Origin of the sequence: Paenibacillus sp. FSL R7-0216, assembly GCF_037969915.1 — a bacterium.
Lineage (GTDB): Bacteria > Bacillota > Bacilli > Paenibacillales > Paenibacillaceae > Fontibacillus > Fontibacillus rhizolycopersici.
This window is the reverse complement of the sequence record NZ_CP150222.1, coordinates 2054643-2081232: the sequence shown is the minus strand read 5'-3', so window position 1 is coordinate 2081232 and position 26590 is coordinate 2054643. Positions and strand designations below refer to the sequence as shown.

The 26590-nt window shown below is 53.4% G+C and carries 24 protein-coding genes; 1 reads left to right on the top strand and 23 read right to left on the bottom strand.

Annotated elements, in window-relative coordinates:
• Window positions 1-8: 8 nt before the first annotated feature.
• The 6 genes from MKZ15_RS09255 to MKZ15_RS09230 form a co-directional block, all read right to left on the bottom strand.
• Window positions 9-977: an ABC transporter permease subunit gene (locus MKZ15_RS09255; protein WP_339821410.1), complete on the bottom strand. Its 969-nt coding sequence runs from the start codon at window positions 975-977 to the stop codon at window positions 9-11.
• A gap of 437 nt (window positions 978-1414) precedes the next feature.
• Window positions 1415-3010 carry a response regulator gene (locus tag MKZ15_RS09250; RefSeq protein WP_155605174.1) on the bottom strand — a complete coding sequence of 532 codons (1596 nt, stop codon included), beginning with the start codon at window positions 3008-3010 and terminating at the stop codon, window positions 1415-1417.
• Window positions 2985-4775 (bottom strand): sensor histidine kinase, encoded by a 1791-nt coding sequence (locus MKZ15_RS09245; protein ID WP_339821406.1) that lies wholly within the window; start codon window positions 4773-4775, stop codon window positions 2985-2987. The genes MKZ15_RS09250 and MKZ15_RS09245 overlap by 26 nt, the downstream gene beginning before the upstream one ends.
• Window positions 4776-4808: 33 nt before the next feature.
• Window positions 4809-6335 (bottom strand): extracellular solute-binding protein, encoded by a 1527-nt coding sequence (locus tag MKZ15_RS09240; protein WP_339821403.1) that lies wholly within the window; start codon window positions 6333-6335, stop codon window positions 4809-4811.
• Window positions 6336-6578: 243 nt separating this feature from the next.
• Window positions 6579-7019, bottom strand: a complete 441-nt coding sequence (locus tag MKZ15_RS09235; protein ID WP_339821400.1) for a VOC family protein — start codon at window positions 7017-7019, stop codon at window positions 6579-6581.
• Window positions 7016-7495 carry a DinB family protein gene (locus tag MKZ15_RS09230; protein WP_339821396.1) on the bottom strand — a complete coding sequence of 160 codons (480 nt, stop codon included), beginning with the start codon at window positions 7493-7495 and terminating at the stop codon, window positions 7016-7018. The genes MKZ15_RS09235 and MKZ15_RS09230 overlap by 4 nt, the downstream gene beginning before the upstream one ends.
• Before the next feature lie 382 nt (window positions 7496-7877).
• On the opposite strand from MKZ15_RS09230, the gene MKZ15_RS09225 reads away from it, so the two are divergent.
• A complete protein-coding gene (locus tag MKZ15_RS09225) occupies window positions 7878-10004 on the top strand; it encodes an Ig-like domain-containing protein (protein WP_339821392.1) in 2127 nt (708 codons plus the stop codon).
• A gap of 13 nt (window positions 10005-10017) precedes the next feature.
• Here the strand turns inward: MKZ15_RS09225 and MKZ15_RS09220 are convergent, their stop codons facing one another.
• The 17 genes from MKZ15_RS09220 to MKZ15_RS09140 all read right to left on the bottom strand — a co-directional run bounded on the left by MKZ15_RS09220 (window position 10018) and on the right by MKZ15_RS09140 (window position 26520).
• The gene (locus tag MKZ15_RS09220) at window positions 10018-11001 is read right to left on the bottom strand and encodes a dihydrodipicolinate synthase family protein (protein WP_155605170.1); all 984 of its coding nucleotides are present in this window, start codon (window positions 10999-11001) and stop codon (window positions 10018-10020) included.
• Complete coding sequence (locus MKZ15_RS09215) at window positions 10998-12296, bottom strand: hypothetical protein (protein ID WP_339821389.1); 1299 nt, start codon at window positions 12294-12296, stop codon at window positions 10998-11000. The genes MKZ15_RS09220 and MKZ15_RS09215 overlap by 4 nt, the downstream gene beginning before the upstream one ends.
• 91 nt (window positions 12297-12387) lie before the next feature.
• A complete protein-coding gene (locus MKZ15_RS09210) occupies window positions 12388-13710 on the bottom strand; it encodes a transcriptional regulator (protein WP_339821386.1) in 1323 nt (440 codons plus the stop codon).
• The gene (locus MKZ15_RS09205; protein WP_339821383.1) at window positions 13707-14534 is read right to left on the bottom strand and encodes a sugar phosphate isomerase/epimerase family protein; all 828 of its coding nucleotides are present in this window, start codon (window positions 14532-14534) and stop codon (window positions 13707-13709) included. Before MKZ15_RS09205 ends, MKZ15_RS09210 begins: the two co-directional genes overlap by 4 nt.
• Window positions 14524-15516 (bottom strand): Gfo/Idh/MocA family oxidoreductase, encoded by a 993-nt coding sequence (locus tag MKZ15_RS09200; protein WP_155605166.1) that lies wholly within the window; start codon window positions 15514-15516, stop codon window positions 14524-14526. The genes MKZ15_RS09205 and MKZ15_RS09200 overlap by 11 nt, the downstream gene beginning before the upstream one ends.
• 68 nt (window positions 15517-15584) lie before the next feature.
• Window positions 15585-16400: a carbohydrate ABC transporter permease gene (locus MKZ15_RS09195; protein WP_193415091.1), complete on the bottom strand. Its 816-nt coding sequence runs from the start codon at window positions 16398-16400 to the stop codon at window positions 15585-15587.
• Complete coding sequence (locus MKZ15_RS09190; protein WP_339821380.1) at window positions 16397-17368, bottom strand: sugar ABC transporter permease; 972 nt, start codon at window positions 17366-17368, stop codon at window positions 16397-16399. Before MKZ15_RS09190 ends, MKZ15_RS09195 begins: the two co-directional genes overlap by 4 nt.
• A 37-nt stretch (window positions 17369-17405) precedes the next feature.
• Window positions 17406-18812, bottom strand: a complete 1407-nt coding sequence (locus MKZ15_RS09185; RefSeq protein WP_339821378.1) for a sugar ABC transporter substrate-binding protein — start codon at window positions 18810-18812, stop codon at window positions 17406-17408.
• A 140-nt stretch (window positions 18813-18952) separates the two neighbouring features.
• Entirely contained in the window at window positions 18953-21028 is a 2076-nt protein-coding gene (locus MKZ15_RS09180) for an alginate lyase family protein (protein WP_339821376.1), read from the bottom strand.
• A 71-nt stretch (window positions 21029-21099) separates the two neighbouring features.
• Window positions 21100-22176, bottom strand: coding sequence for a dihydrodipicolinate synthase family protein (locus MKZ15_RS09175; protein ID WP_339821374.1), 1077 nt, complete (start codon window positions 22174-22176; stop codon window positions 21100-21102).
• Window positions 22176-23192, bottom strand: coding sequence for an NAD(P)-dependent oxidoreductase (locus MKZ15_RS09170; protein WP_339821372.1), 1017 nt, complete (start codon window positions 23190-23192; stop codon window positions 22176-22178). The genes MKZ15_RS09175 and MKZ15_RS09170 overlap by 1 nt, the downstream gene beginning before the upstream one ends.
• A gap of 130 nt (window positions 23193-23322) precedes the next feature.
• Entirely contained in the window at window positions 23323-23727 is a 405-nt protein-coding gene (locus MKZ15_RS09165) for a GNAT family N-acetyltransferase (protein WP_339821370.1), read from the bottom strand.
• Window positions 23724-24308, bottom strand: a complete 585-nt coding sequence (locus MKZ15_RS09160) for an ATP-binding protein (RefSeq protein WP_339821368.1) — start codon at window positions 24306-24308, stop codon at window positions 23724-23726. The genes MKZ15_RS09165 and MKZ15_RS09160 overlap by 4 nt, the downstream gene beginning before the upstream one ends.
• Window positions 24309-24749 (bottom strand): aminoglycoside 6'-N-acetyltransferase, encoded by a 441-nt coding sequence (gene aac(6'), locus MKZ15_RS09155; protein ID WP_339821366.1) that lies wholly within the window; start codon window positions 24747-24749, stop codon window positions 24309-24311.
• Window positions 24750-24770: 21 nt separating this feature from the next.
• Window positions 24771-25199: a GNAT family N-acetyltransferase gene (locus MKZ15_RS09150; RefSeq protein WP_339821364.1), complete on the bottom strand. Its 429-nt coding sequence runs from the start codon at window positions 25197-25199 to the stop codon at window positions 24771-24773.
• A 1-nt stretch (window position 25200) separates the two neighbouring features.
• Entirely contained in the window at window positions 25201-25701 is a 501-nt protein-coding gene (locus MKZ15_RS09145; protein WP_339821362.1) for a GNAT family N-acetyltransferase, read from the bottom strand.
• A 12-nt stretch (window positions 25702-25713) separates the two neighbouring features.
• Window positions 25714-26520, bottom strand: a complete 807-nt coding sequence (locus tag MKZ15_RS09140) for an aminoglycoside phosphotransferase family protein (RefSeq protein WP_339821360.1) — start codon at window positions 26518-26520, stop codon at window positions 25714-25716.
• Between the last annotated feature and the right edge of the window lie 70 nt (window positions 26521-26590).

Here is a 26590-nt window from a genome sequence, read left to right as displayed (position 1 = left end):
CCCCTTCCTTACCAAATCCCGCGCTGCAAATATTTGCGGCTGGCTGCGTTCCCGGCAATCACCAGCGTAAAGGAGATGACCGCCTCAAAGAGCCCTACCGCCGTTGAGAAACTGTAATCCTGACTGCCAAGCCCTCTGCGGTACACATACGTGCCGATGACATCGGAAACCTGATAGACCACAGGATTGTACATTACCAGAATTTGTTCGGTTCCGGCTTCCAGTACGCTGCCGAGCCGCAAAATAAACATCAGGACGATAATCGGCGCGATCCCCGGCAAAGTAATATGCCAGAGCTGCTTCCATCGGCCGGCTCCATCCATTTTCGCCGCTTCATAGAGCATCGGATCAATCGTGGTGAACGCAGCCAGGTAGACAATGGTGCTCCAGCCGGTCTCCTTCCAACCCGCCGAAGTGATCAGCACGCTTCGAAATACGCTATTATCGAGAAAGAAAGCAATCGGCTCCATCCCCATCGAGGCCAGTGCCTTATTGATCATCCCACCGTTCGTCGACAACAGATCCATAAATAATCCGCCAACGATGACCCAGGACAGGAAATGCGGGAGATAAATTACCGTTTGCACCGTCCGCTTAAAGATCATGTTTCGCATCTCATTTAACATGAGAGCAATGACGATGGGTAAAGGAAACAGAATTACAATTTTAAGAAAACTGATAATCACCGTATTTTTGAACACTTGGGCAAAGTCCGGCGACGTAAACAGCTTCTCGAAATGCTTCCAGCCGACCCAAGGGCTGTCCGCAAACCCGCTGAAAATGTTGAAATCCTTGAAGGCAATACTTATTCCGTACATCGGCGTATACTTGAACAGCAAAACAAACAATATCCCCGGCACGAGCAGCAAATAGAGATCCCATTCCTTCCAAATGTCGTGCCCCAGCCGGCTCCAATAGCCGCGTTTGGGCTTGATCTTCCTGGCCGATTCGGGCCCGGGCCCGATATTCAATTGCATCCGCTTGCCCCCTTCCCCTGTATTCGTCCACTTGTGATAACATTGTAAATTTGGAACGGGTGGGCTGAGTAGGCGAGAGCAATTACTATTTGTGGTAATATGATGGTTTATCAACCTAATGAAGGGGTAAAAAAAGAAGCCTTGCGGCTTCTATTGATGTGGAGTTTATAATCCGATCAATCGACATGGGGAGTACGATGAAGGTTAAACATGAATGTGCCCTGTAGGCTCCGAGCTCAAATCTCGCTAACGCTTGCCATGGTGCTTATTTCGGTAAAATAGAGTGATTTCCCATTCTAACGCTTGCCAGAGAGCTTATACGTGGAAAAACAGCTCCTTTTCCGCAGAAAACCGACAAATAAGCTTTCTAATCAGCGTTAGATTGACAACCACGCCATAAAGACCCAAATAGCGTTGCTCACAAGCGTTAAAGTTCGCTAACCCTTACACTCCCCAGGATTTACCCCCCAATACTTGCGGAAAACCTTGGTAAAGTAACTCACATCCCGGTAACCCACCGAACGAGCAGCGTCGTACACTTTATGTCCTTCCTGCAGCAGCGATTTGGCCCGCTCCATTTTGCGTTCGAGCACGTAATCCGAGAAGGCGACCCCCATCTCCTGCTTGAACAACCGGCTTAAGTAAGAGGAATTGATATACATGCGGTCTGCCACCGTGTGCAGGGTTAATTCCTGATCCATTTCCTCATTCAACAACCGCAAAATCTCCTTCACCACCTGATGGCTGTTCGCTTTGCGTTGCTCCTTCACGTAGACCACAATCCGGTTAACGATTCTCGTCATATGCGCCCAGGTCTGCGTTTGAGTGCTCAGTAAGCTCATGTTCTGGATATACCTCGCATCATCACCAAGCACCTGTTTGATCGTCCAGCCCCGCTTTTGAATCATTCGGGTAAACAGGCCATGCACAAAGAACACCGACTCATGAAACTCGTCCGAAGTCTCCATCTTGGTAACCTGTTCATCCCATATCCCTTGCAGGGCTTCCATGGCTTTGGCCTCGTCCGCGGTCTCCATCGCAATCTCTAACTCCTTCTCCAGATTGGGTTGGATCGCGAAGGGCCGAGCGTACTCCCTAGCTGTTTCCCGATACGGGATGATAAGATCATGCCCGTACACGACCCGCTCCTGCAGGGCATGGCTAGCCTGCCGGTATAACGAAACCAGGTGCTCTAGTGGGCCCGCCCCTGCGCTAATGCCAGCGCTGGCAGTTCGATGCAGCACTTCTTTAATCCGGGAGAGCAGCTGGGACAAGTCCGCATTCATCCGTAGCATCGCCTCGCTCACCTCTGTCTCTGGCCCAACCACGAACACCATCATCAGATTCATGTCCGAGTCGGTCGCGATCCACCAGGTCGGAGGGGGTAACAGTTCTTTGGCCAGAATTTGCAACGTAAACTTCTGAATCTCCGCCTTCTCCCCCTCCTCTGGAGATGGGTCCAGTTCCATCACGGCAACCGCGATACGATCCTCTTGCCGCAGCGGGATTTGCAAATCCATGCATTTGCTCAGGATCTCCCCGTGTCCAACCTTGCCGCCGGCCCACTGAAGGAAGAACAGATTTTGCAAATGTGGCAGGTTGGACAACCACTGCTTCTCTAACGCCGCCTGGTGCCGCCATTGTTCTAACTCGTGCTGCAGCTGTCGCCGGGCTTCCAGCACGGCTTCCAAAATTTCTTCCTCGCCCGCGGGCTTCAGCAAATATCGTGAAACCCCATGCTTCAGCGCAGTTTGGGCAAATTCGAAATTGTCGTGTCCGCTCAAAATAATGATTTTCATCAACTTCGTGAGCAATCCACGCTCTTTAAGCTCGCGCAGCAGAGTCAGTCCGTCCATCCCCGGCATTTGTACGTCGATCAGCATCAGATCCGGCTTCTTCCGTTCCATGAGCTTCAACGCATCCAGTCCGTTTGCCGCCGTGCCGATCATATCGATTCCGTGTGACTCCCACAAGATATTATAGGCAAGCGCCTGGCGCAGCCGGGGCTCATCTTCCACAATCATCAGATTCATCCCGTTCCCCCTCCCATGGAATGGATAACAAAACAGCTGTTCCTTCTCCCCATACGCTCTGAACCGTCAACCTCGCTTCCGGTCCGTAATACAATTTCATTCTGCTCAGCACATTGCGCAGGCCAAACAAATCCTTCGCCTGCTCTTCTTCCTGCAAATAGGCGGAAACCATGCGGGGATCCATATGGTCCAGCTCCTGCTGGATATAATGGAGCCGCTCTTCCTCCATTCCCGGGCCGTTGTCCTCCACGCGGATAAACAACGTCCGCTCCTGTTCAACCCAACTGGAGATGACCAGACAACCGTCCGATTCTTTCCCCTCCATGCCATGGATAATCGCATTCTCCACGATCGGCTGAAGCAGCAGCTTTAACAACGGAATCCGCTTGCTCCGCTCCGATATCCGATACTCCACACGGAAATTGTCCATGAAACGAAGCTGCTGGATACGCAAATAATAATTCAAGTGGACGATGCTCTCTTCGATTGTGAACACCTGCCGACCCTTGTTTAGGCTGAGCCGGAAGAAGCTGGAGAGGTTCATCACCATCTCGCTGATTTCCTCTGCATCGTAATTTTTGGCCATCCAGTAGATCGAATCCAGCGTGTTATACAAAAAATGCGGGTTGATCTGGGATTGCAGAAAGCGGAGCTCCGTCGTTTTCAGGCGCAACTGCTGCTCATAATGATCCTCGATCAGGTGTTTCTGCACCATGGCCATGCGATTAAAGGATTGGATCAAAAATCCAAACTCGTCCTTCCGATTCGTAGTGACATGGATCCCCAGTTCCCCGTTGCCGAGTCGTCTCATCCCCTTGGCCAATTTCAGTACGGGAGAAGCGATTCCGCTATACACGACCCAGGATACGGTGAAGGCAAGAATCAGGCTCAGCCCGATAATAGCAAAGGTAAACAGGCGCAATTGATCGGTCTCTTGATACAGCTCGCTTTTGGGCTGGACCATGGTCAGTCGCCAGGTCGAATAGGAGGAATCCATCGTGACGGTCATATCCTGATCCGGAAGATGGGGGGGCGATGGTTTGCCAACCTCAAGCAGCACTTCCCCCTGTTCATTTGATAATGCGATTCGGCTGTTTTCCGAAGGCAGCAAGGTTTTGATAATATTCAACAATTTATTCTTACTGAACGACACGACGAGCAGATTCGCTTGCCGATCGCTGTTGTACAAATCCATCGCCCGCAGAAGCGAGATGCTGTCGGTGTTCGTCAATTGCCCAAAAGTCACCCCGTCCGTAACCGCATAGTCCGACTTCACATAAGAGATGCCTGTCCCGTTATGGCGGGCGGTCTCCACGAACCATTCCTTCTGGGCGTCCCCTGCCAGTTGTTTGCCTCCGTAATGGGTGGAAATCAGCATCCCTGAGGCGGGATGATAGACGGAAATTTGTGAGATATATCGGTTAACCGAAACGGAGTTCGACAGTTGTTCCAAAATATAAGAGAAAGCCATGATCGATTGCGGCGAGAAATCGCTGCCGTTCTCGTTCAGCAGTGCATTCATGGCGGGGTCCCCGGCGATCAGCGTCGAAATCTCCTCAACGTTCTGGAAGACCAGGTCCAAGTGGTTCATCGCCGAGGAAAGGGCCGTTTCGGTCCGATGCACCGCCTGGTTATAAAGGATATCCCGCGATCTCTCCACCGCAAACAGACTAATCAGGACCAACGGAAGCAAGATGAGTATAAAATATCCGGTCAGCCGGAATTGAATATGGTGCGAAAAACGGTTCTTGATCCATCGAATCACCGTACTCCTCCTCCAAGCGGTGCGGCTCCGCGATTACTTCCTGCTTTCGTACCAGCGATTGACTTCTTTCGTTATTTCACTCCCTCCATCCGCTTTCCATCTCTCGACATATTGATCGAACGCATCCAGGGGTTCGATCCCTAAAATAATTTTGACAAATACGTCCTCCAATCGAGTCAGGTTCTTGCTGTATTTCCCCATCGCCGGCGTCGGAATCCCGTAAAATGCGTTAGACATAATATTGCGGTGAACGGTTTGGATATTGTTATATAGGTTAAAATCGCCAAGCGAGTCGAGGCGCTGCTTAAATAACGTTTCGTCGGGAACGTCCACCAAGGACTGATAAATCCCCCGGTACAAGCTCTCGTCATGCAAGGCGAAATCCGTAACGATCCGATCTCCTTCCCGCCGCCAAATTTCATTTTCAAAACCGAGCTTCAATGTCTTATAGTCACTCGCGATAAAATCCAGCAATTGAATCACTTCAACTGCATGCGGGGAATTCGCCGGGATCACGTTATAGCCGCGAATGAGATCAATGCCGTTTACGCCTTTGTCCCCTTTGGGTCCCGTAGGATATTCCAATGGAATCCAACGAGCGTCCGGGTCCCGTTTCATATTGGCAGCGATCGGTCCACGCGTATCGTACCAGGTTGCTGAGAATAACCCCACTTTCCCGTTCTCGACCTTCTCGAACAAGTTTGTCTGAAGGTTTAACGGAAACTCTCGTTCCAGCAGCCCTTCTTGGTACAACCGGGCTAGAAAGCCAAGCGCTTCTTTCGTTTCTGGCAGAATATTTCCGTAAACCAAATGACCGTCACGTTCAAACCAGGTGTCCAGTTGCGTACCGTAGGCGCCGAAGAACGGAGAGGAGCGTCCAAGCTCGGCCGTGAACGTCAAACCCACGGTGTCCTGCAAGCCATTGCCGTCCGGGTCATCCCGGGTGAAGGCTTGAATGACTTTGTAATAATCGTCCAGCGTTTCCGGAGGGTCTAGACCCAGCCGGTCCAGCCAATCTTTTCGCGCATACATCAACTCGATGCCGGTCACTTCGTTTAAGCTAGGCACGGCATAAATTTTGCCGCCGTATTTGACTCTATCCCATACTTCGGGAGGAATTTTCTCTTTCAGGTGAGGGCCGTACCGGTCGATCAGATCATCCAAGGGTAACAGTGCCCCCTGTTTGACATAATTGTCAAACCATACGGGCTCATAGGCGTGCAGCATGTCGGGGTGGTTCCCCGAGGACATAATGACGTCCAGTTTTTCGTCATAGACCTCGGTGGGGGGCGTGTTGACCTGAATGTCCAGGCCGGTCTGCTCTTCAATATAATTCAAATAACGGTTGTCGTTCTCATCCATGCCCTCGGGAAAAGTCATGCCCAGATCGGAGATGACGATGCTGACCTGGGGACGAGAACGCTGATCGCCTCCAGTAGGCAGGTCCTCGGCTTGTCCGGGTAGGCTGCATCCCGTGAGCTCCGTGGCAATTCCCATAATCAACGTCAATAATAGCAGCAACCGCTCGTTCCTCCGGAGCAGAATAGATCGTATTCTCATTGTGTCCATGTCCCTCCTACTCCCCTCAATCTAGCTTGCATATCCGATCAGACCCGTTTATCCCTCTCCTATAAACCAAATTATACATAGCGACGCCTAGAGAATTTGTCGAACGTTGATAGCGGTCATCTAGAAAAAAAAACTAAAACTAATAGGGTGACTCGGGTTTGAATAAAACAAGATCAGTCCCAACCCGGCCGTTGAAAATGAATCCAAGGCCGGATTGGGACTGATCTGATCCCGTCATCTTCCAAACTCATCCTTATATTCATCGACCGGGTCCCATTTGGACCAGGCTCCTTCAAGGAGGTTCCCCTCCGGATCACGGAAGTAGAAATACTTCGCTTCCCCGTTTCCCAAGGTCATCAAGTCTTCTACTTCAACCCCTTTATTCCGTAACATCTCATGCGTGTATTCGATATTAGGACAGTTGATCGCCATGATCGGAAACGGTTTTCCGTTGCGCAGGATTTCTAGTCGATTGGGACTTTCCGTCTCAATCAGCAATAACGCAATCGAATGTTGATGCGGGTGATGCAACACGGCTAGATTAGATCCGCGGTCTTCGAATTTGTTTATCAATGTAAACTCTAGATTGTCCGTATACCACTGAATGGACGCGTCGATACGGGATGTCGGTACATACACATAACCAATCCGCGAAAATTTATAGGGTTTACTCATCCGGGGAATAACCCCCTGCCTATCAAATTGGCCGTTACCGGCTTCTTACCGATTTCTCGTGACCATACGGATAATTGGCCGATATGGTGGATCTCGTGGGCGATCACGTGCCGCAAGACTTCACCGTAAGTATGGGCTTCCCGCTCTCCCTCATCCGTGATATCGATCATCACGCGATCTTCCAAACTATCCTTCCAATCATAAATAAATGGTGCAAGCTCCCTGTGACAGCGGTCGGAAAAAGCCTTGACCTCAGCTAAGCTGGCCACTTCCTCGAAAGGAGGGAGATTGACCGTTCTCTCTTGGATGCCACCAACGATCCACCCATATTCGACGGCCACAATATGATACAACGTAGGAAGGATGCGTCCGAGTCCTCCGGTGCGTTTCTTCATCAATTCTTCCTCGCTTACCGTCTCGCACCAGTCAAACCAATCGCGGCGGACTTGCCAGTTATACTCGAATAATTTCAACATCCCTGATCCTCCTTCAAAATCTCTGAGTCACAACCGTGTTCCACATCCAAATAATTAGACGCAATAGGCAATTTTCCCTTCCGATGGAACAAATGGATTTGGAATAGACATGCCGTTTTTTTCGGACGATATACGGAAGTATTCACTTAATCCTAAAGCGCTTACAATGGTGGAAAATGTTTCTCTATTTTAAAAAGGAAGTGAGGAGATTCAGATGTTTGTGTTCCTTGCTAAGCGAAAAGATAGGTTCTTCAAACTGCTCGCCGCCCTATGCATCGCTTCTCTTCTTCCGCTTCTCCCGCTTGGCCCCCTCCCAATGGTCTCAGCCGCTTCCCTCGTAACGATTGACACCCCTGCCCACGGTGATGAAGTGGAGGTAGGAATGCTTACCGTATCAGGCCAGTACACGGAGGCGTACAACGTCGTCCTGATCGTCAATGGCACGGAGCAACTGCCGACCCGGACGGACGGCGAAAACGGCGAAGCCTCAGGCATTTGGAGTGCCGAGCTGGACACCAGCCGATATGACGGTGAGATCACGTTGCTTGCCAAAGGAACACAAAGCACGACCCGATACGGTGTATCGAGTCAACCGATTACGATCCGTGTGGATAACCCCAAGGTGACGAAACCCGCCGTTTCCATTACGAATCCGCTGGATGGGGCGCAGCTTAGAGGGAAAACCACCTCGATTCACATTTCCGTAAACTCCAGGAGTCGCATTCAGTCAGTGGAAGTTCGAATCAACGATGGAGCCTGGCAGAAGGCCGTTAAGTCCGGAAAGCTTTACAAATATACCTGGAATACCAAAGACCTTGGCGATAAGACCTCCAGTCTGGAAGCCAGAGCGATCGATGAATTTGGGAATATCGGCCGCAGTATGACCGTATATGCTTCCACGGGAGGAGGAACCCACGAACCCGTGACGGTTGAGAGGCAGGATCGTGCCATGTGGATATGGGAAAAAGCTGCCTACAATCTGTTCCTGAACCCCGGATCCAAATCCGCTCTAAAAGCTTTTGCCGAGGACACGACCACCTTTGATTCGGATCCAATCACAACCTTCTACATCGGCGTGTTCCCTTACGGCGGAGTCGATATTCTCGAAGAGTATCCCGACAAGGTACGCGATTTTGTGAGCTGGGCGCATGACAACGGCTACCAGGTTCAGGCCTGCATTGCCGGTGGGACAACGCCGCCCTATATGGGAGCGCTAGCCCCTTATCATGAGTATGCCGTCCGGGAAATCGAGAAGGTCATCAACTATAATATCGCGGCGACTCCAGCCGAACGATTCGATGGCGTGAACGTGGATATCGAACCGTATATCCTGCCGGAGTTTAACGCGGAGAAGCCTACGGTTCAACTGCAATACCTCGATGTGCTGCAGAAAATGATCGATCGCCGGAACGCCGCCGGCATTGACTTGCCCTTCGGACCGGCCATTCCGCGCTGGTTCGACAGCAGCGAAGGCGCCAAAGAGATTACGTGGAACGGGGAAACCAAATGGCTCTCCGAGCATGTTCAAGATCTCAGCGATTACATCTCTATCATGGATTATCGCGATGTGGCGGATGGGGGCGTCGGCATTATCGCCCAAGCGCAAGGCGAACTGAGCTACGCCAATATGATCGGAAAGCCGAATTCCGTCGTGATCGGCGTAGAAACGCTGGATATCGCAAGCAGCGGCGATCCGGAAACGATCACGTTCCGTGAAGAAGGGCGCACGTATATGGAAGCTGAGCTGGATAAAGTGTATGCGGCGTTCCAATCCGATCCGGCCTTCGCCGGCATCGCCATGCATCATTACGACTCGATCCGCTGGCTGCCCTCCACCTGGGGACCGGACGGCCATCTCTGGCGCGTCGATCCCGCTGATACGGAGCCGCCTTCCGTCTTGCCGGATCCGCCGCTGGCCTCGGCAGCCGGTTTTCAGTCGGTGCAGCTAAGCTACGGGCGAGCCACGGACAATTCCGACATCGAGCATTATCTGATCTATCGCGGTACGGAACCCGATTTTTCGCCGGATGACGCTCATTTGGCCGGGACCTCCAGAAATTTGACGTATATGGACACGGGATTACTCTCGAATACGACCTATTACTATAAGGTCGCAGCCATGGACATCAGCGGCAATATCGGGCCGGCGACCTCTCCGGAGGCATCCGCAACGACGGCGACCTCCTCCACGTACCTGAAACCGATGATCGTCGGAAATATGGAGATTACCTTCAACGTGACACGCGCCGAAGTCCGCTTGGAAATCATCGATCTTGAAACCGGCCAAGGCGTGCCCGCCGCTGTGTATGGGCGATTTACCCAGAGCGGAGGGCGTTACATCGAAATGTCCACCGATGCGAATGGGTACGCCAGCGGTTCGTCCGAGGCGTTAACCTCCCCTTCCGGCGAAGTTGGCTTCTTGCCCCAGCGGATCGTGGCTCCTGGATACTATTGGGCGTCGGCCTATGACCTGAACCGGAACATCACCGCCATCTGGCCGCAGCGTTAATCCCTGGCGCGGGCTAATACAATCGATACCGTTCAATGGCCCGGCGAAGAGAAGCGATCTCCTGCCGGGTCATTCTGTAGTCGGCGAGGTCATTCGCGGCTTCCTCCGGAATCACGCCGGACAGCGCAAGGCACCCAAGCATACGCAATATATATTGATCCATCGGGCGGATAAATGTACTCTCGGCATAGCCGTCCACCCGGGCGGATAACGCCATGAACCTTGCGTAGTCTCCATCGGCATACGCCTGCATCAGGTCATGTTGAATGTTCGGGAACGCGGCGCCTAGTCCAACCAAGGCGCCGCGAGCCCCGCGCATCAGCGAATATCCGAACATCCGGTCCTCTCCGGTAATGAGCAGCTGCTCCGGGAATTCTTCGGACATGAGCGTGGACACGTCCTGCAGCGTCATCACGCTGTCGAGCGTCGCCATTTTGATCCCTACTGACATCTCAAGGGACAACAAGGCTCTCAGCACTTCAGTGGAGTAGGCGATTCCCCCGGCCTCGGCATATAAATAAAACAAAATGAGAGGTTTCCCCAATTGCCCTAACGCTTGATGATAGTCCACAATGGCTTGATTCCGTTCCGTTTCCGGGAGCTCATGGAGAATCACAGGTGGAAATACGAGCAGAGCGTCCGCTCCCCCCTGAACCGCATCGGCAGCCATGGACAAGCTGTCCTGCTTCCATCGATCTATCTTGGCCGCACCCAGCAAACGGAAGTCCGGGATCGCTCCAACGCCCGCTACCAACAGCTTGGATTCTCCAAGCGCCGCTCTCCACGTCTCTAGAACCGAAATTCGCTCCGAACGGTCCATATGTAATCCCCGTCCTGTATGTGCCCAAACGGCCGCCCCGGCGATGGATTGTGACGCAAGATACCGAGCATAAGCTTCCTGCGCTTGCTCATGGATCTGGCCCGTAAGGTCGCGTGGGACCGGAACGGCCGGGACGAGTCCCCATGCCAAGGCTTGTCTCACCTCGGTAATATTCATTCGTGATCCCCCTTTACGAAAAAATCGCGTCCCCGCTCCCGATACCAAGTGGTCACCTCGCGGAACGAGGCGATTCCCTCCCGATGTCCGATTTCCCCAGTTTCTCTTAAGTGAAGCATCCAGGTGACCAATCCGTTCTCCGGATGAAAATACAGCTCATGCAAAGCCCGCTCCGTTTTGCTGCCAATGGTCATGCCATACGCGCTGGAGGGCAGCTGAAACAAGGTGTGCATCTGCAAGCTTTCGGTGCCGCGCAATGCGTATTCCAGCGCCATCTTACCGGAGTGCACATCCCCTGTCCCCGAAATGCCGGGAACAGGCACCGTCAGCTCTCCCTCAAGCTCCAATCGGCGCAGCGTGGAGAGAAGCCGCAGATTACGGCGACTCAGATCCGGCCCGCCATAGGCGGCCCCGCGCTTCTCGCCATCTTGACTCGTCCGTTCATAAAGCCGATTCGCGTAGACGAGATAATCCGGCCGAACCTCACCTTCTTCGATCAACGTTCTAATCGTCCGCAATTGAAAGTCATCATCAAACACCGTATTCATCAGTTTAATTCCCAGTTGAAGCTCGTCCGGCGGCAAGGCCGATTGGATCAGCCTGGGCACCTCTCGATACCAACGAAGGATGGCCTCCTGTTGCTCCGCCCGGTCCGATCCGGCTAGCGTCGGGCTAAAGTCTTTTTCCAATTGGAGCGGACCCGCTTCGCCGGCCTTCCGCCAAACCTGGGCCAAACTCTGCGTCGTATGGCGATATTCGTCTAACGCAAAATCGTCGTTTCCCGCCGGCAAGTGATATTTGCAGGAAGGCACGACGACGGTCCCCCATTCGGACCCATGGCGCAGTGAGGCTGCGAAGAAGCCCAGGTATTCCGCAAACGAACCATGCCACCCCCGTCCATGCCAAGTAACGTTCCACCCCCTGTCGCCTGTTTCCTTCCCGGTGATAGGCTCCACCTTCATCCGCGTATCCTTGACGGCCCAAGCCTCCATCCCGCGATGGCCTTGTCCGTTTTCCGCGATCACAGTTTTTAGGACGACAAATCCCAGGCCGGCCTGCGCATCCGTACGAACTTGAGCTTCATTCAGCGACAGCTGGCCCGCGGCTTTGCCAAATGGGTTCTTGATCGGAGTAAGTCCATACCTGGAAGCGACGTCGATGCCATACGCCTCCATCAAATAAATCTCAAGCCGCTTCGGAAGACCCGTATGTCGGAACCGTTCGTAGTCGCGGCGAATCCGGACCCCCTCCGTATGGCGGTGGCTGGGAACGGCGGGCAGTATCAGGCGGTTCATTGGCTTCATCCCCTTTTGAATAACGCTATATCCTGATTTGTATGCCGAATCCGCCCCCGTTTTGTCCTCCGAAACGCCTATTTTTCCCCGATCAAAAGAAACCGTCGATGTGCAGCGCGTAAATTTGTCGGGGTCGACCGCGGCCCACCGGCTGCTCCTCCCCCACGATGGTGGCTAATTCGTATTTCTCCAACGCGGCCATGATTCGCCGAGCGCTGCGCAGGGTGATCCCGAATCCTTCCGCCAGTTGCGCTGCGGTTAAGGCCCTAGTGTCCAGCCTGCGACATAGAGAGATTAACCTGTTCAGCGTTCCGACGCTGAGACCGGCCTTTTTGGCCATGGAGATCAGCTCCGGGTCTTCGCTTCGTGCCGAATATTTCAAAGTCAGCTCTGATCCCATCGGCCCGTAGACCTGCCCGTCCTGCATCATGAGAAAACAGTTGCCGCCCCCGCCCGCTTTGGCTTTTAGCAACGCTTCCCGCGCTTTTCCTTCCGCCTCGTTCGCCGTTCGACCGAGGCCGATTCCGATACTCGCCTTCCACTGCAGCCGCTCCATCACCTCCAGCAGCAGCGGGGCTTGCTCGAATTTGCGAGTCGCCTGTTCAATGATCCCCCGCGTGGTGATGAAGGAGACCTCGCCCGAATCCGTCCAGTTGATCAAAGACTGCGTCTCCTCCCCGAAATCGATCAGGATTTGCTGAAGGATGATTTTTTTGCGCTGAACCTCGTAGTCGGAAGCCGCCTCCTTCACAACCCGTTCGAAATGATCGATATTCAGAATGCCGATCGCCATTTGCGTGCTGGATAAACGAAGGCTCTTCCCCTCGAGGAGCGCGCGGTTCAGCACGTCCCGAATGGACGATTGCGTAGGCACGACGCGAAAAGCGGGAACGCCCAGCTCAACGAGCTGCTGATACACCGAAGTGACACAAGTGACGGTGGCCGCGACGAGCCCCTGGCTCCACAACTCGTAGTGAAAGGCGACCAGATCTTCGTGGCGCGTACCGGCGCTGTACGGTTTGACGTAAATTTGCCGGCGCACCAGGCCAAGCTCGTCTAGCTGCTCCTCCAGTTCATGCCGCAGGAGCACGTCCACGCTGATACGGATTTCCCCATCCATCTCTAGCAGCTGGGTGCGGTAGAAATCAAACAACACCTTATACAACGTAGTCCCGGAATATTGTACATGCACCATCGGCAGGCCAGGCTCGCTATCGAGTGCGAGCTGATAGGGAATCGGACCCGTAAACAACAGGATGTCCGCCTGCTCCCGAACGCGGGCCACGACTTCGAGCGTATCCTGCTCATGTGGATAGGGGGCCGGGATCATGTTGAGCTCCTGAAACACGCTGCCGACTTCCACCACCTTATCGACCAAGTCGCTTGGACCGATTACCGCCACATTGAGGTTCAAGGACGATCGTCACCTCCACCGGACAATTCCTGGGTCACTTCGATGAGGGAAAGTTGCGTTAACTCCAGGACCCGATCGCCGAAATATTCAAACGAGAGAAATCCGTCATACTCCAGCTCCGCCAGCTTTCGCAGGATTGCGCGATGGTCACTGTCCCCTTGCAGCACGGGAACGGGAACGCTTTGGGCCCAGTCCTGGTGGTTCCATTGATAGTTCTTGAAATGAACGTGGGGTATCCGGTTATAGAACCGATCTAGGGCAGGCAAGGGATCTTGGTGATCAACGAAAAAATTAAACCCGTCGAAGATCAATTCCAACTCCGGGCCAACTCGATCCAGCAGCTTGGAAATGTCGTCTGTGGTATCGGCCAACGTATTGTTATGCATTTCAATGGCCAGTCGAACTCCATCCTGCTCACAAGCTGCGGATGCAGCCGATAGACCGGATACTACGCTATCCCATAAAGAGGGGGGCGCCTCACGGGACGATAGATGCCCTGCGAATGTACGTATCCTTGGGCAGCCCAGTTCCTTAGCCCAACGGGCTGCCCTCTGGACCTGCTGGAGATCGGCTGCTTCGTTTTGGGAAAAGGAGGTGTACGTACTGATTGCCGGGACACTGAGACGATGTTCGGATAATAACCGCCGAAGGTCGTGAGTCGTGCCGCCGCCATCTAAATACTCCGCAATGTGGCCTTCCCATAGCTCAACCCCATCAAGCTGTAACCGGTTAGCTGCCTCCAGCACTTCCTTGAGGATCATCCCTTTGAGTCCGGTGGAGCAGATACTGAACTTCATCGCGAGGGTTTTCGGTTCAGTCGACAACCTGTTCCACCCCCGTAGCCTGTGAACGGTACACCGCCTCTAGTACGGCGATCACCGACTTGGCGTATTCGCCGGAGCATTCCGGCTCCGAGCGATGCTCGATGGCATCCAGCAGATCATGTAGCTGCAAGGCAAATGGAGATTCGGCGCCTTGGGCATCATCACCTTCCACCGGTTCGTACTCCCCGTCGCTGCTGATCCATAGGCCTTGGCGGGAAATCAGCCTGGCCATTCCTCCAGTAAAAATCAACTCCGTTTCGTCCTTCGCCACGCCCTCATAGCCGGATTGGACGATCACCGCACCGATGCCGCCCTCCGTCTCCGCCAGTACGACGCCGCTGCCCTCCACATTGCCGATCGGCGCTTCATAACTCAACACCGCCTTGACCTTCGTCACCCGGCGACCGGTCAACCATTGGATCTTGTCGATCGAATGAGCGCCCAAATTCATCAGGATGCCGCCTCCGGCCTTCTCCTTCTCGAGGAACCAGCGCGGACGTTCTTCTTCGAAATAGGCTTTGTGCCGAGTGTCATGAATCGCCACTAGCTTGCCCATCCTGCCGCTTTCGATCAAAGTCTTCGCTTGCCGGTTCGCCGGCAAATAATGCTGCGTATGCCCGACCATCAGCGCTATCCTGGCTTCCTTTACCGCGGCCAGAATCGCGTTGCAGGACGCCGAGCTGATCGCCATCGGCTTCTCCAACAGCAGATGGCAGCCCTTCGCTGCGCAGAATACGGCGCATTCCTCGTGTAGATGATGCGGCAGCGCGATGATGGCGATGTCCGGCTTTTCCCGAACGATCATTTCCTGGTAGCTGGGATAATAGGCGAGGCCATATTGGGCCGCGACATCCCGCCCTCTAACGCCATCGGGATCCGCGACCGCCACCGCGGTCAACCGCTCCGGCCCCAGTTGCCGAATCGCGTCCAGGTGGTTACGCGAAATGCCGCCGGCCCCGATCATTACAACCCGATAACTCATGATCTTCCTCCTTTACCGCCTCTACTTAATGCCGGCAGAATTGTTGCCTTGGCACAATCCCACCGTCTCTACTTAATGCCGGCGGAATTGCTGCCTTGCACAAAGTATTTCTCCGCGAACAGAAACACGAGCAGGATCGGAATCAAGCTCATCAGCGCGGCGGCCACCATATACTGCTCATTGCCCGACCATTGTCCGGCCATGGACAAGATGCCGATCGGCAGCGTAAAGTTCTCCTTCGACGTTAGGAAGATGGCCGGAGACAAAATCTCGTTCCATTTCGTCATGAACGTGAACACCGCCAGCGTTGCGAAGGTCGGCTTGCACATCGGCATAAAGATCCGCCAATAGATTTGCATCGGATTACAGCCGTCTAACCGGGCTGATTCCTCATAATCTCGCGGGATGCCCAGAAAGGCTTGTCGCATGAGAAAAATGCCAAACGGCTGGGCCAACCATTCGATGATCCAAAGCGGAGTCAGCGTGTCGAGCAGATGCAACGACTTAAAGATTACGAACTGCGGAATGATCAGGACGACCGGCGGAATCATCATCGTGCCGAGAACGACGAGGAACAGCGTATTTTTGAACGGAAACTTCAGCCTGGCAAACGCGAAAGCGACCATGGAGCACGAGATCAGCGCACCGATGACCGACAGCACGGTAATGATAACGCTGTTCATCGTATACTGGCCAAACGCCCCAAGCTTCCAGACCTCAACGTAATTGCTCCACTGCACGGGAGAAGGAAACCACTCTGGAGGAACTTTGGTGTATTGAGCGTAGCTTTTCAAGGAATTAAACACCGTCGTAAGAAAAGGCAGCAGCATGATCAGCGAGCTGCAAATAATGACCGTATAACCGGCGATTTTTTTCTTTCTCATTCGTAATGCACCCACTTCTTCTGCAACGTCATTTGGACGACCGTCAGCAAGAACAGGATCACGAACAGCACCCAGGCGATCGCGGAGGCATACCCCATACGCAAGAACGAAAATCCCTCCTGATACAAGTAAATCATCAGCACAAGGCTTGCTTTGTTTGGCCCTCCTGCGGACGAAGCGTCCATCGCCCCGCCGGTCATGACGTAGATTTGCTCAAACGCCTGGAACGTCGATATCGTGCTCATGATTAGCACGAGGAACGTGGTGCCCGAGATCAGCGGCACGGTGATGCGGCGGAACTTCTGAAGCGTGCCCGCGCCGTCGATTTCGGCCGCTTCGTACACCTCGGACGGGACATTTTGCAGTCCAGCCAAATAAATCACCATAATGTACCCGATGCCCTTCCATACTGCAATCAGCACGAGCAACGGAATGACGAGATGCTCATCCTGCAGCCACTTCTGAGGATCCAGGCCTAACGCCTGCAAGAGCGAGTTGGCAAAGCCAAACCTCGGGTTAAACACCGCGTCCGACACGTACATGATGACCGTCCAGGAGGAGATGACCGGCAAGAAATGCGCGAGACGGAACATTTTCAGCGCCCGCAGCTTCTGATTTAGCGCCACCGCGAGTACGAGGGCAAAGAAGGTCTGCAGCGGCACGAACAAGATCGTGAAATAAACGGTGTTCCCCAGCGCCTTCCAGAATACCGGCTCGTTCAGCAGCTTGGCGTAATTGTCCATTCCGGTCCATTTCGGCGGGTTCAGGATATCATATTCAGAGAAGCTGAAATATAAGGAGGCCAAGAGCGACCCGAGTACAAATACGAGAAAATGAATGAGATAAGGGGTCACCATCAGGAGCCCCCATTTGCCATCGTGATGCAACCGACTTCGTTTTTTGCGGATCGGGGAAGACCCGGTATGAGCCAGGTCTCCTGTCCGTAGATCTGCCGTTTTCCCCACCATGTTCATCACGCTTTCTTATCGATTTGGTCATCCGCCTCTATTTCTTATAAAATTCATCCAGCACCTGCTGTACCTCTTTATCTGCTTGGGTTAAGGCCTCGTCGACGCTAATCTCGCCTTCAAAAGCCCGGTTGATGTTGTCCCCAAACTTCCCGACCCATTCGCTCCAAACCGCGTTGACGTCTAGCGTGCCGGCGAATTCAAAGCTATCAAGGAATGCCTTCTTGTTCTCCGGGTTGCCGCTTAAGAATTGCTCGGAGTTCGCCACCGATTTTTTGACCGGCACCGCTTCTCCCAGGGCCGCCCATTCATTTTGCGCTTCGTCTTCGGTCGCCCAGTATTTCACCCATTCCCAAGCCGCGTCGCCTTTCGCCCCTTCCGCCTTCTTGTTGATGACCCAGGAGTTCGCGATGACCGGGGAGAACCGTTTGCCGTCCGGCCCCTTGGGCAGCAGGGTCACGTCATAATTCAACCCCGCTGCATTCGCATCGATTGTGCGGGCATAGATCCCGATGCGCATGGCTGCGGCTTTGCTAGGAAATGGCGCCATGTTGCTTTGGAAGCTTTTCAAATCAGAAGGGGTTGTTAACAGTTCACGCTGCATACCGTCTACGATCCATTCCATCGCTTGCTTGTTCTCTGGCGTATGGATGATCGACTTCGTCAGCGTTTCGTCCAGGACGCCGCCGCCGTACGATTTCAGCACCGTCATCCAGCCTTCGGTAATGCTGAAGAACGTTAAGCCGTATTGCGCGACTTTATTTTTGTCAAAAGCGGCATCCGTCGCATACGCTCCGTTCGAATCCTTGGTCAGCTTCTCCGCCGCTGCCTTGAGATCGTCCCAGTTCCAATCCTCTGTTGGATACGCGACCTTAGCCTCGTCGAACATGTCCTTGTTATAGTAGAGGACGGCGATTTGAATCCCCTGCGGGACGCCCCAGTATTTCCCGTTCGCATCTTTGTTGAAGTCGAGGCCGTAATAGTCGTCCTTCTTCAAGTCCCGATCAATCCATTCGGTCAAATCCTTTAATACGCCGCGTTCCGCGTATTTGGGGACGAGCACGCCGTCGGACAGCCAGAGATCAGGCGCGCTTTCCGCCGCAATCTGCGTGTCGAGCTTTTGGAAGAACTGATTGTAAGGCGAGGATTCCGTCTTGATCGTGATATTCGGATGCTTCTCCTGAAACTTGGCGATCAGCTCCTGCATCTTCGCATCGGTTTGTGCCGAGGAATAATAGCCTAGTCTCAACTCCACCGGCTTGTCGGCCGTTTCTTGCGGTTGATTTTGCTGCTGCCCTTCCGCCGTACCTCCGTTCCCTCCGGTCCCGCCGCCATTCGTGGACGGAGTCCCGTTCCCTCCCCCGGAACATGCCGAAATCAACAACACAAACGTCAAAATGACGATTGCTCCGATCCCTTTCCGTTTCATGCCCTGACGTCCCATTTCCATCCCCCTTGCTTATTCCCCACCCCATGTAAGCTATTTCAAGAAGGTCGATGGGAGTGGTGTTGTGATTATCTTCAAAGTAAAGGACCCCGAAATAGAGTTCAACGTCCTTAAATCGCCCCAAAATCGCGCGCACGCTAAACATTCACAATATACGTTTGAGCGAAAGGCGCTGCGGCGTGAGCTCGGCGAACCAGCAGCACATCCCCGCTAAGGTGCACGTTTGCAAACTGGTACCCCCGAGGCCCTTGGTGTGAAAATAACACCGCATCCTCCCCGCTCTCATGTGTGACCGACAGTGCCGTCGCCAGCTCCCTTGGAACCGGGCGGCCGTAGCTGTCCAGCACGTCCAGTTGGCGGATGGCCGGCGGCGCCTCGCTCTGCCGCCGGGCTGGAACCAACACCGTGACAAACTTCGTAAACCCTTGCCCGGATTGCCGAAGGACGACTTTGCAGGCGGGCGTCTTCTCGTTATAGTTGCGCGAGACCCAGCTCGGTTCGACGTCGATTTTCACAGGATGAAGCGGAAGGATTCGAAGCACCGGTCCCCCGCTCCCGATGTCACCGGCGTCTCCGATCACGAGGCGATTCTCGGCTTGAAACCGCACCTCCAGCCCCTCGGCTAAATGAAACGGCAGCGCGTAGGCGTGTTCCTCGTCGCCGTGGGACAGGCAGGTATCGACGACAACCCAATAATCCGGCTTCACGAACAGGATTTGGCGCATCACCTGAACCGGATGGTGCAACCGCCAATAGCCGTCATGTCCCCCTTGGGCATAGTCGTAGCCCGGGGCGGTCTGCCACACGCGACCGAACGAACGAGCCACGTTCCTCCACTTCCAGGAATCCACGTAGTCCGATATCGTCTGTCCGTCGACGGAAATCGTATTGTGTTGGAGTGATTCCTTGAAATACTGGCGATCACGGGTTTCCATGTAGGTGCACCGTCCCGGATCGACCAGAAACTCGCGGCCGTAAGCAAACAAACTGATATGCAGGGCATCGTCATGTCCGTGGGCCCGAATCACGTCCATATGCCCGTTATCGAACCAGAGATAACGAGCCGTAGGCTCCCAATCGCTGCGCATAAAGGCATACCCGCCTTGCGCCAGCTCCTTGGAGACGAACTCCGGCACCGTTGCTTCGAGTTTCTCGTAGAGTTCGAACCCTCTTTGTCCGTAATACCAGATTCCTTCGTAATCCAGCGATCCATAGGCTTGCGATTTCAGATCGCCTCTCCGATACAGCACGGCCCCTCTCGCGAGCACGTCCCGGATATCCGTACTGTCGCTGTCGCTAAAATTCGGCTGGCGTCCGTCCGGTTGGATGATCGCCAGCGAGGCGGTGTACATTCGGTTTAGAGTATCATGGAGGGTGGGCGGCAACGCGATGCCGTTAAGCTCCGCAAGCCAAACCGATTCGAACAGGCAATGCAGCACCTCATGGTGGTACATGCTGCTTTGTTCATTTTGCAAGCCGTCCTCAAAAACCTGTAACGGGCACATCTCCACCAAGCGCTGGACCGCGGTTTGCCGCCATTTTTCCGCTTCCTCCAGATCGGGAAATAGCAGTGCCAATTGAAACAGGCCATTCGTTTCGAGAAATCCCCAGTTGCTTTGCCGGTCATGCGACGTATAGGCGACGCTCAGGTACATCCCATGCCGTCGGACCGCTTCGAGGAATACCGTCTCTTCCTCCGTCCCCCAATGCTTCGAGCCGCGCACGCAATAATAGCCTTTAAGCCAATGGGTGATTCGGATGCCGCTGTCCAGCTTGCGCCAAGTATCCTTGACATTGAAGCTGCGATCAGCGCTCTCCAACACTTCCGCTTCGGTCAGCGGGTTTTGTCTCATCCAATCCTTCAGCAGCCGGATATACGCCAGCGCATACGATTCTTGGCCGGTTAACCAATAGGCTTGCCCCAACTCGCCCATGTATCTCGCCCGGTTCAGCATGACGAGCCATTCCAGATCCCCGTTATGCCGGTAATACCAATCAATGCCGTTCGGGAAAGCCACCTCCTCTTCGCAGCGCTCCATATCCCAACGATGGGTGAAAATAAACGTGTTTCGCGCGGCCAAATCAGCCCGGTGGAGCACCTGCTTCACTTCTTCGGGCCAATGCTTGCGGCAGGCATCCACAATAAAGGGTCGTTCCTCCTCAATCCAGTAAAAACGCCGGGTTACCGGGTTATCATCCTCTCCTAACGCCATTTGCTTTGCTAGCCTCCTTCATGACTCATCCATCGGTCCACAAGGCATTTGATTTCCCATGTCGTCTTCAGTTAAAGCCCCAGCCACTCTTCCAACCCTTCTTGGACAAACCGATCATCGTTAAGATCAGGATATGCGCGATAAACGCGTTCAATTTCTGCAATTTGTCCGGGCGACAGCTCTTCTTCGGGATCGAGGCACCAACGTCCGGCCAACAAGCCTTGGCGGCGCAACACTTCATGGATGCCCGGAAGACAACCTTGAAACCCGTTAGCCGCATCAAAAAGGGCTGCGTTCGCATCGGTGATTCGCATGCCGCGCGTTAGCAACTCCGCAGGGATGGGGGCGCCGCTCTCGCGGAGAGCAATGATCTCCTCCAGCAGCTCCACCGCTTGGGACGTCCATACCGCCCAGTGGCCCAGCAGTCCGCCGACGATCCGCTTCTCCACCGTTTCCCTCGAGGTTGTGCGGTAGCTGAATACGGTGAGCAAATCCGCGACGATGTTATCGTCGTTTCCGGTATAAAGCGCAATCTCGTCCCGGCGACTGGATTCGCATACGGCCCGCACCACGTCCAGCGTCTGATAGCGGTTAAAGGGGGCAATTTTGATCGCCTTGACCCCCGGCAGCTCGGCCAGATCCCGCCAAAACGCGTAGCTAAGCCGCTTCCCGCCCACCGCCGGCTGCAAATAAAACCCGCAGACGGGGATCACCGCGGCGATCGCTTCCGTGCGGCGGATCAGCTCCGCCTCGCTGTCATCCGCCAGCCCGCCGTTGCTGACCAGGCCCAGGTCATACCCGAGCCCGGCGGCCAGCTCGGCTTCGCGAACCGCCTGCTCGGTTGGGCCGCAGATGCCTGCCACCTTCAGGAACGGGCGCTGTAGCCCGGCGGCTTCCACCTCCTCGGCGGCCAGGCGGAGTACCGGCTCAAACAAACCAATTTCAGGGTCGCGGATCTGAAATTGCGTTGAGTGAACCCCTACCGCGATCCCGCCGCTCCCAGCGGCGATATAATAACGCGTTAACGCGCGTTGTCTGCGCTCATCCAACCGGCGCGTCGCGTCCAGCGCCAGCGGGTGCGCGGGGATCACCGTTCCCCGTTGCAGCAGCTTGTGCAGCTCGGGTTTCAACTGCGGTTGATTGCCCATCAGAACACCCCTCCCCTTTCCTGAAAATGGGTAGGTTTCCCTAACGTATTTCCGCCAATCTCGACCCAATCCGCGGTCCAACACATCATTTCTCGGAGTGAAACCCGTGGATACCCCAATAAAGCATGCGATGCGGAAGCATTGCTTAATAACGCCGTCGCCTGTTCCTCCCCGGTGAATACCGGCCGGATTCCGAAGGCTTCGCCAAACCGTTCGGCCAGCCAACGGATCGATACCGTCTCCGGCCCAGTGATATTGAACGTCTTCGGCGGCGAATCGCAATGCAACAGCGAACGGATCGCCATCTCATTGGCGTCCCCCTGCCAAATGACGTTTACCAGACCCATGTTCAGGTCGATGGGCTCCCGTTCCTTCACCGCCTTGGCTACCTCCAGCAAAATGCCATACCGCAGATCAATCGCATAATTCAGCCGAAAGTTGACAAGCGGGGTACCGTTCTTACGGGAAAAATATTCAAAGACCCGCTCCCGCCCCAAGCAAGATTGTGCATATTCGCCGATTGGCGCGGGGGCGGTTTCCTCCGAAGCCCCGCCCTGGGTAACCGCCGTCAGCGGGTAAATATTGCCGGACGAGAAAGCCACGATCCGCGAGGCTTTAAATTTCTCCGCCACCCGCCCCGGGAGATAGGCATTCATAGCCCAGGTATAATACTCGCGTCCAGTCGTCCCGAATTTGTGGCCGGCCATGTAGATGACATTCCGTGCCTCCGGCAGACGCGACAACGCGGCTTCTTCCAGTAAATCCGCCGAAACGGTGCGGATGCCCGCTGCCTCCAGCTCCTCCCTCAGCGTCCCCGCGGAGAACCGGGAGACGCCGGTGACCCTGGCGTTCTTCCCTGCGGCGGCCAAGCCCCGGGCAAGCAGTTTGGCCAAGCTGGGGCCCATTTTCCCGCCGACACCCAGAATCAGAACATCGCCGTCCAGCCCTGCAAGATCCCGAACCAGCCGGTCTGAGGGCTCGCTCAAACGCTGTTCCAGCTCAAGAATCGTTTTCATCTCTCATCACCTCATCTGGTTTTCCCCTTTATGGTAGAAGCGTCAGGAATTCCAGACAACGACCTTATATCGTCCTAAAAACAAAGCAGGAGGGAACCGGCCGCCGCCGATTCCCTCCTATAAATCTATGCTATAGCTTTTTGGACAAGAGAATTTCAAGAGGATCCTTCTCCTGCAGCAAACACCCGACGTCGACATATCCAAGCTTCCGGTAGAAATGCTGCGCATCCTCGTTGGATTGCGTCGAGGTCATTACGACTTGAAAGCCCTGCTCTCTCATTTGCTCTTCCCAGTGCAGGACAACATTCTTGCCAAGTCCCTGCCCCCGATAAGGTTCGTCAATCCATATGAGATTCATAAACGGCGTGTTGTCCCAAAAATAATTGAACCTCATCCAGCCGATGGCTTGGTTGGATTCCCGAAGGATGTAGATTTCCCTCGCCATAATCTTGGTTGGAATTAGCGTCCTTGCGAGATGTTTGTCCCTTTCGCTGATATAATCGATGTCTGCTTCGGTGGCGAACTCAATGTTCACTCTTGCTCCCCCCGTTCGTTATCCATGCAGAGATCCCGGATCTGCCCAAGGATTACAGGGAAGTCGCGCGGATCCTTAATGACAAATAAATAGTCCGCTTCTTCTAGTCCCGGTTGATCCTGTTTCGAATCTCTTTGTCGATCCAAAACTTCCGAAAAACTAGACGCATTTCGAAAGATCTTATTTTTTCTCTGCGTCTTTTCCACGCGTTCCTCTAGCAAATGGAAGGGCAAATCAAAGTAAACCAGAATTCGCTTAAATCCCTTCTCCTGAAAATAGCGAAGCACATTCCTTCGCGAGGGTTCATGCAAATTTGAATTACTCAGAATGATGTGCATGTGACTGTGTTCTACCGCATACGCCACAATGGTATGGGTGATGGAGAACTTTAACGTATTTGGCCCTTCCGAGGGGCGCAATTTCATATAATGCGCGTTAATGAACGCAGCATGATTGTCCTGATCAATGACCACCGCATCTTGCTGCAAGACTTTTTCCAGCTCTGTGGCAAATGTCGTTTTTCCGCTATGCGTCATTCCTACCGTCATAATTACAAAGCGGCCCCTTGGCATATCTTCCATTTAGCCAATCTCCTTCATAAACGCTACGATTCTACCGGCTTCCCTAAATCCAATCTTTTGGTGAAACGCTTGGCTTACCTGGTTATCCCATCCTGTGTCCGACCCCAACTCTTTACATCCCAGAGATTTCGCCCAAACTTCCCCCGCCGCCACCAATTGCCTCGAGATTCCTTGATTTCGATGATTTTCGTCTACGTAAATTCCTTCTACATACCCGACCGGACTTGAACTGGAGCCTTCTACATAGTCAAATCGAAGGGACATATGCAAGAATCCGATATAGTTACTATCAATGGCAGCCAGAAAAACCTTATCTTTCTCGGATGCTAGTACATCTTCGAACTCACCTCGTAGTTCCGACCATTCATGATCCGGCCAAAGCTTCAACGCCAAACGAGTTACATCATCCAGATTGGTTGGATTGGCATGTTCAATCATCATTCGTTCTCCCTCTAAGCGTACTCAAAGAATTTTTCGTCCCATCACAACCCCAAACATCCCGATCATTCCTTCGTGATCGTTAAGCCCATATTGACGATAGAACGCTTCCTTTCCCTGGGACGCAAACAAGCCTACGAAAGCTTTTTCCGGTGCATTTTCTTTTAGGTAATTCACCAAAGCCTCCATGATCTGTCGTCCCACGCCCTGTCCTTGATGATCGGGATCCACAGCAACATCCTGTATGTAAAAATAAATCTGACCATCCCCTACGATCCGCCCCATCCCGACCACTTCACCCTTCTGCTCCACAACAACGCTGAATATCGATTGGCTTAAGGATAGGTCGGCGACCTCAAAGTTCATAAACTCTTTCCAACCTACGACGGTGCAAAGTTTAGTATATTCCTCCAACGTAGGTACTCTATGAATTACGGTGTATTTTGCGCTCAACTTATTTTCTCCTCAACGTAAAATAGAGTAGTCCTTCTTTTAACTCACTTTCTTGGTGAAACCCCAACTTCTGAAGCAGTCTCTGAGATTGGAGGTTATCGACTTCCGTCGTCGCCTCAATATAGTCCAGCCCCATAAGCTCAAATCCGATACGGATTAATGGTTTCATGGCCTCCTGCATGAGTCCCTTACCCCAATAACCTGGTGCTAAATCAAACCCGATTTCTGCTTTAGTTCCCGGATTCCCTTCGGTGTACCAGCAATGGTAACCGCAAGTCCCGATGAGCTCCTGGGTTTCTTTGCTGAATAATCCGTATCGGCATCCCGTGTCCTGGATATGGAAGGCGATGATCTCTTCGGCCTCCTGAAGATCTTTACAAACCTCAATATCCATAAATTTCGTGACCTCCGGTACCGAAAAATGCCTCAATACGGCGGCTGCATCTGCCAAAGTCAATTCTCTCATGAATAGTCTTTCGGTTTCTATGTTCGGATAATTCATGTTATACCACCTTCAAAAAAGTTGTTCTGTCCAATCCTCAAAATGCTCCTCAAGAAATCTAATTTCCTTCTCGTAGTGAGCTAAATGGCCTTCGTCAACAAGCTTGATAAATGCCGTGTCTCCGGATGCGGCACGCTCGGATAAGGTAGTGCACATGGTTTGGATTCGAGAAATGACCCAATTCTTGAGGTCACCCGGGACTTCCATCCCATAAGATTGGAAGAACAGCTCAATCCTATTTTTCCGCCGAGAAGCATGCTTCTCCCGGTCATAAGGAACAACCTCGTGATCCACTTCTCCCGGTGAAAAAGCAGCAAGCGGAACGGAAGTATACAAGGTGTAAGCGATATCCCACAACCGCGGACCGGGGCCGGCCATATCGAAGTCAATGATCCCTACTGGCCGATTGTGATCAAACACAACATTATATAAAGCTGCGTCGTTATGACAGACCACTTCATGCAATGCTTCATCTGGATAACTATTAATCGATTCCTGGGTGGTTACAAATCCTACAGTGGCATCATGATAACTTCTCAAGAGCTTAGCCAACTCGGTAAGCACGCTGTCCGACCACATATATCGTTCAATTTCGGGGTAGTCGTTCCCCGGCACATCGCCTTCAAGATAAGTTAGCATTTCTCTCCCCTGTTCATCGCGCCCCAAAAATCTCGGGGAATGAGCAAACCCTTGACCTTCAAGGTGTTTGAGAAAATCATACACATAAGGGTTGGGCTCTGCCTTTCTTCGTACGGTTCCCCCCACTTTTACGACCTGATTGATGTTACCGCCGTTCAACATTTCTTCGTGTTCGGACAAGATGTAAACCTCCCGTCGATGGTTCTACTTCGGTTCATGGTTTCTTTACGTACTATCGGAATTGTATTCG

What these genes read in the sequence shown, in the direction of transcription:
- MKZ15_RS09225 (WP_339821392.1), top strand. Translation starts at nt 7,878, where the DNA reads ATGCTTACCGTATCAGGCCAGTACACGGAGGCGTACAACGTCGTCCTG.
- MKZ15_RS09170 (WP_339821372.1), bottom strand. Translation starts at nt 23,192, where the DNA reads ATGAAAACGATTCTTGAGCTGGAACAGCGTTTGAGCGAGCCCTCAGAC.
- MKZ15_RS09220 (WP_155605170.1), bottom strand. Translation starts at nt 11,001, where the DNA reads ATGAATATTACCGAGGTGAGACAAGCCTTGGCATGGGGACTCGTCCCG.
- MKZ15_RS09195 (WP_193415091.1), bottom strand. Translation starts at nt 16,400, where the DNA reads ATGAGAAAGAAAAAAATCGCCGGTTATACGGTCATTATTTGCAGCTCG.
- MKZ15_RS09255 (WP_339821410.1), bottom strand. Translation starts at nt 977, where the DNA reads ATGCAATTGAATATCGGGCCCGGGCCCGAATCGGCCAGGAAGATCAAG.
- MKZ15_RS09200 (WP_155605166.1), bottom strand. Translation starts at nt 15,516, where the DNA reads ATGAGTTATCGGGTTGTAATGATCGGGGCCGGCGGCATTTCGCGTAAC.
- MKZ15_RS09185 (WP_339821378.1), bottom strand. Translation starts at nt 18,812, where the DNA reads ATGGGACGTCAGGGCATGAAACGGAAAGGGATCGGAGCAATCGTCATT.
- MKZ15_RS09235 (WP_339821400.1), bottom strand. Translation starts at nt 7,019, where the DNA reads ATGAGTAAACCCTATAAATTTTCGCGGATTGGTTATGTGTATGTACCG.
- MKZ15_RS09180 (WP_339821376.1), bottom strand. Translation starts at nt 21,028, where the DNA reads ATGGCGTTAGGAGAGGATGATAACCCGGTAACCCGGCGTTTTTACTGG.
- MKZ15_RS09230 (WP_339821396.1), bottom strand. Translation starts at nt 7,495, where the DNA reads ATGTTGAAATTATTCGAGTATAACTGGCAAGTCCGCCGCGATTGGTTT.
- MKZ15_RS09240 (WP_339821403.1), bottom strand. Translation starts at nt 6,335, where the DNA reads ATGAGAATACGATCTATTCTGCTCCGGAGGAACGAGCGGTTGCTGCTA.
- MKZ15_RS09215 (WP_339821389.1), bottom strand. Translation starts at nt 12,296, where the DNA reads ATGAACCGCCTGATACTGCCCGCCGTTCCCAGCCACCGCCATACGGAG.
- MKZ15_RS09190 (WP_339821380.1), bottom strand. Translation starts at nt 17,368, where the DNA reads ATGGTGGGGAAAACGGCAGATCTACGGACAGGAGACCTGGCTCATACC.
- MKZ15_RS09250 (WP_155605174.1), bottom strand. Translation starts at nt 3,010, where the DNA reads ATGAATCTGATGATTGTGGAAGATGAGCCCCGGCTGCGCCAGGCGCTT.
- MKZ15_RS09160 (WP_339821368.1), bottom strand. Translation starts at nt 24,308, where the DNA reads ATGGAAGATATGCCAAGGGGCCGCTTTGTAATTATGACGGTAGGAATG.
- MKZ15_RS09145 (WP_339821362.1), bottom strand. Translation starts at nt 25,701, where the DNA reads ATGAATTATCCGAACATAGAAACCGAAAGACTATTCATGAGAGAATTG.
- MKZ15_RS09175 (WP_339821374.1), bottom strand. Translation starts at nt 22,176, where the DNA reads ATGGGCAATCAACCGCAGTTGAAACCCGAGCTGCACAAGCTGCTGCAA.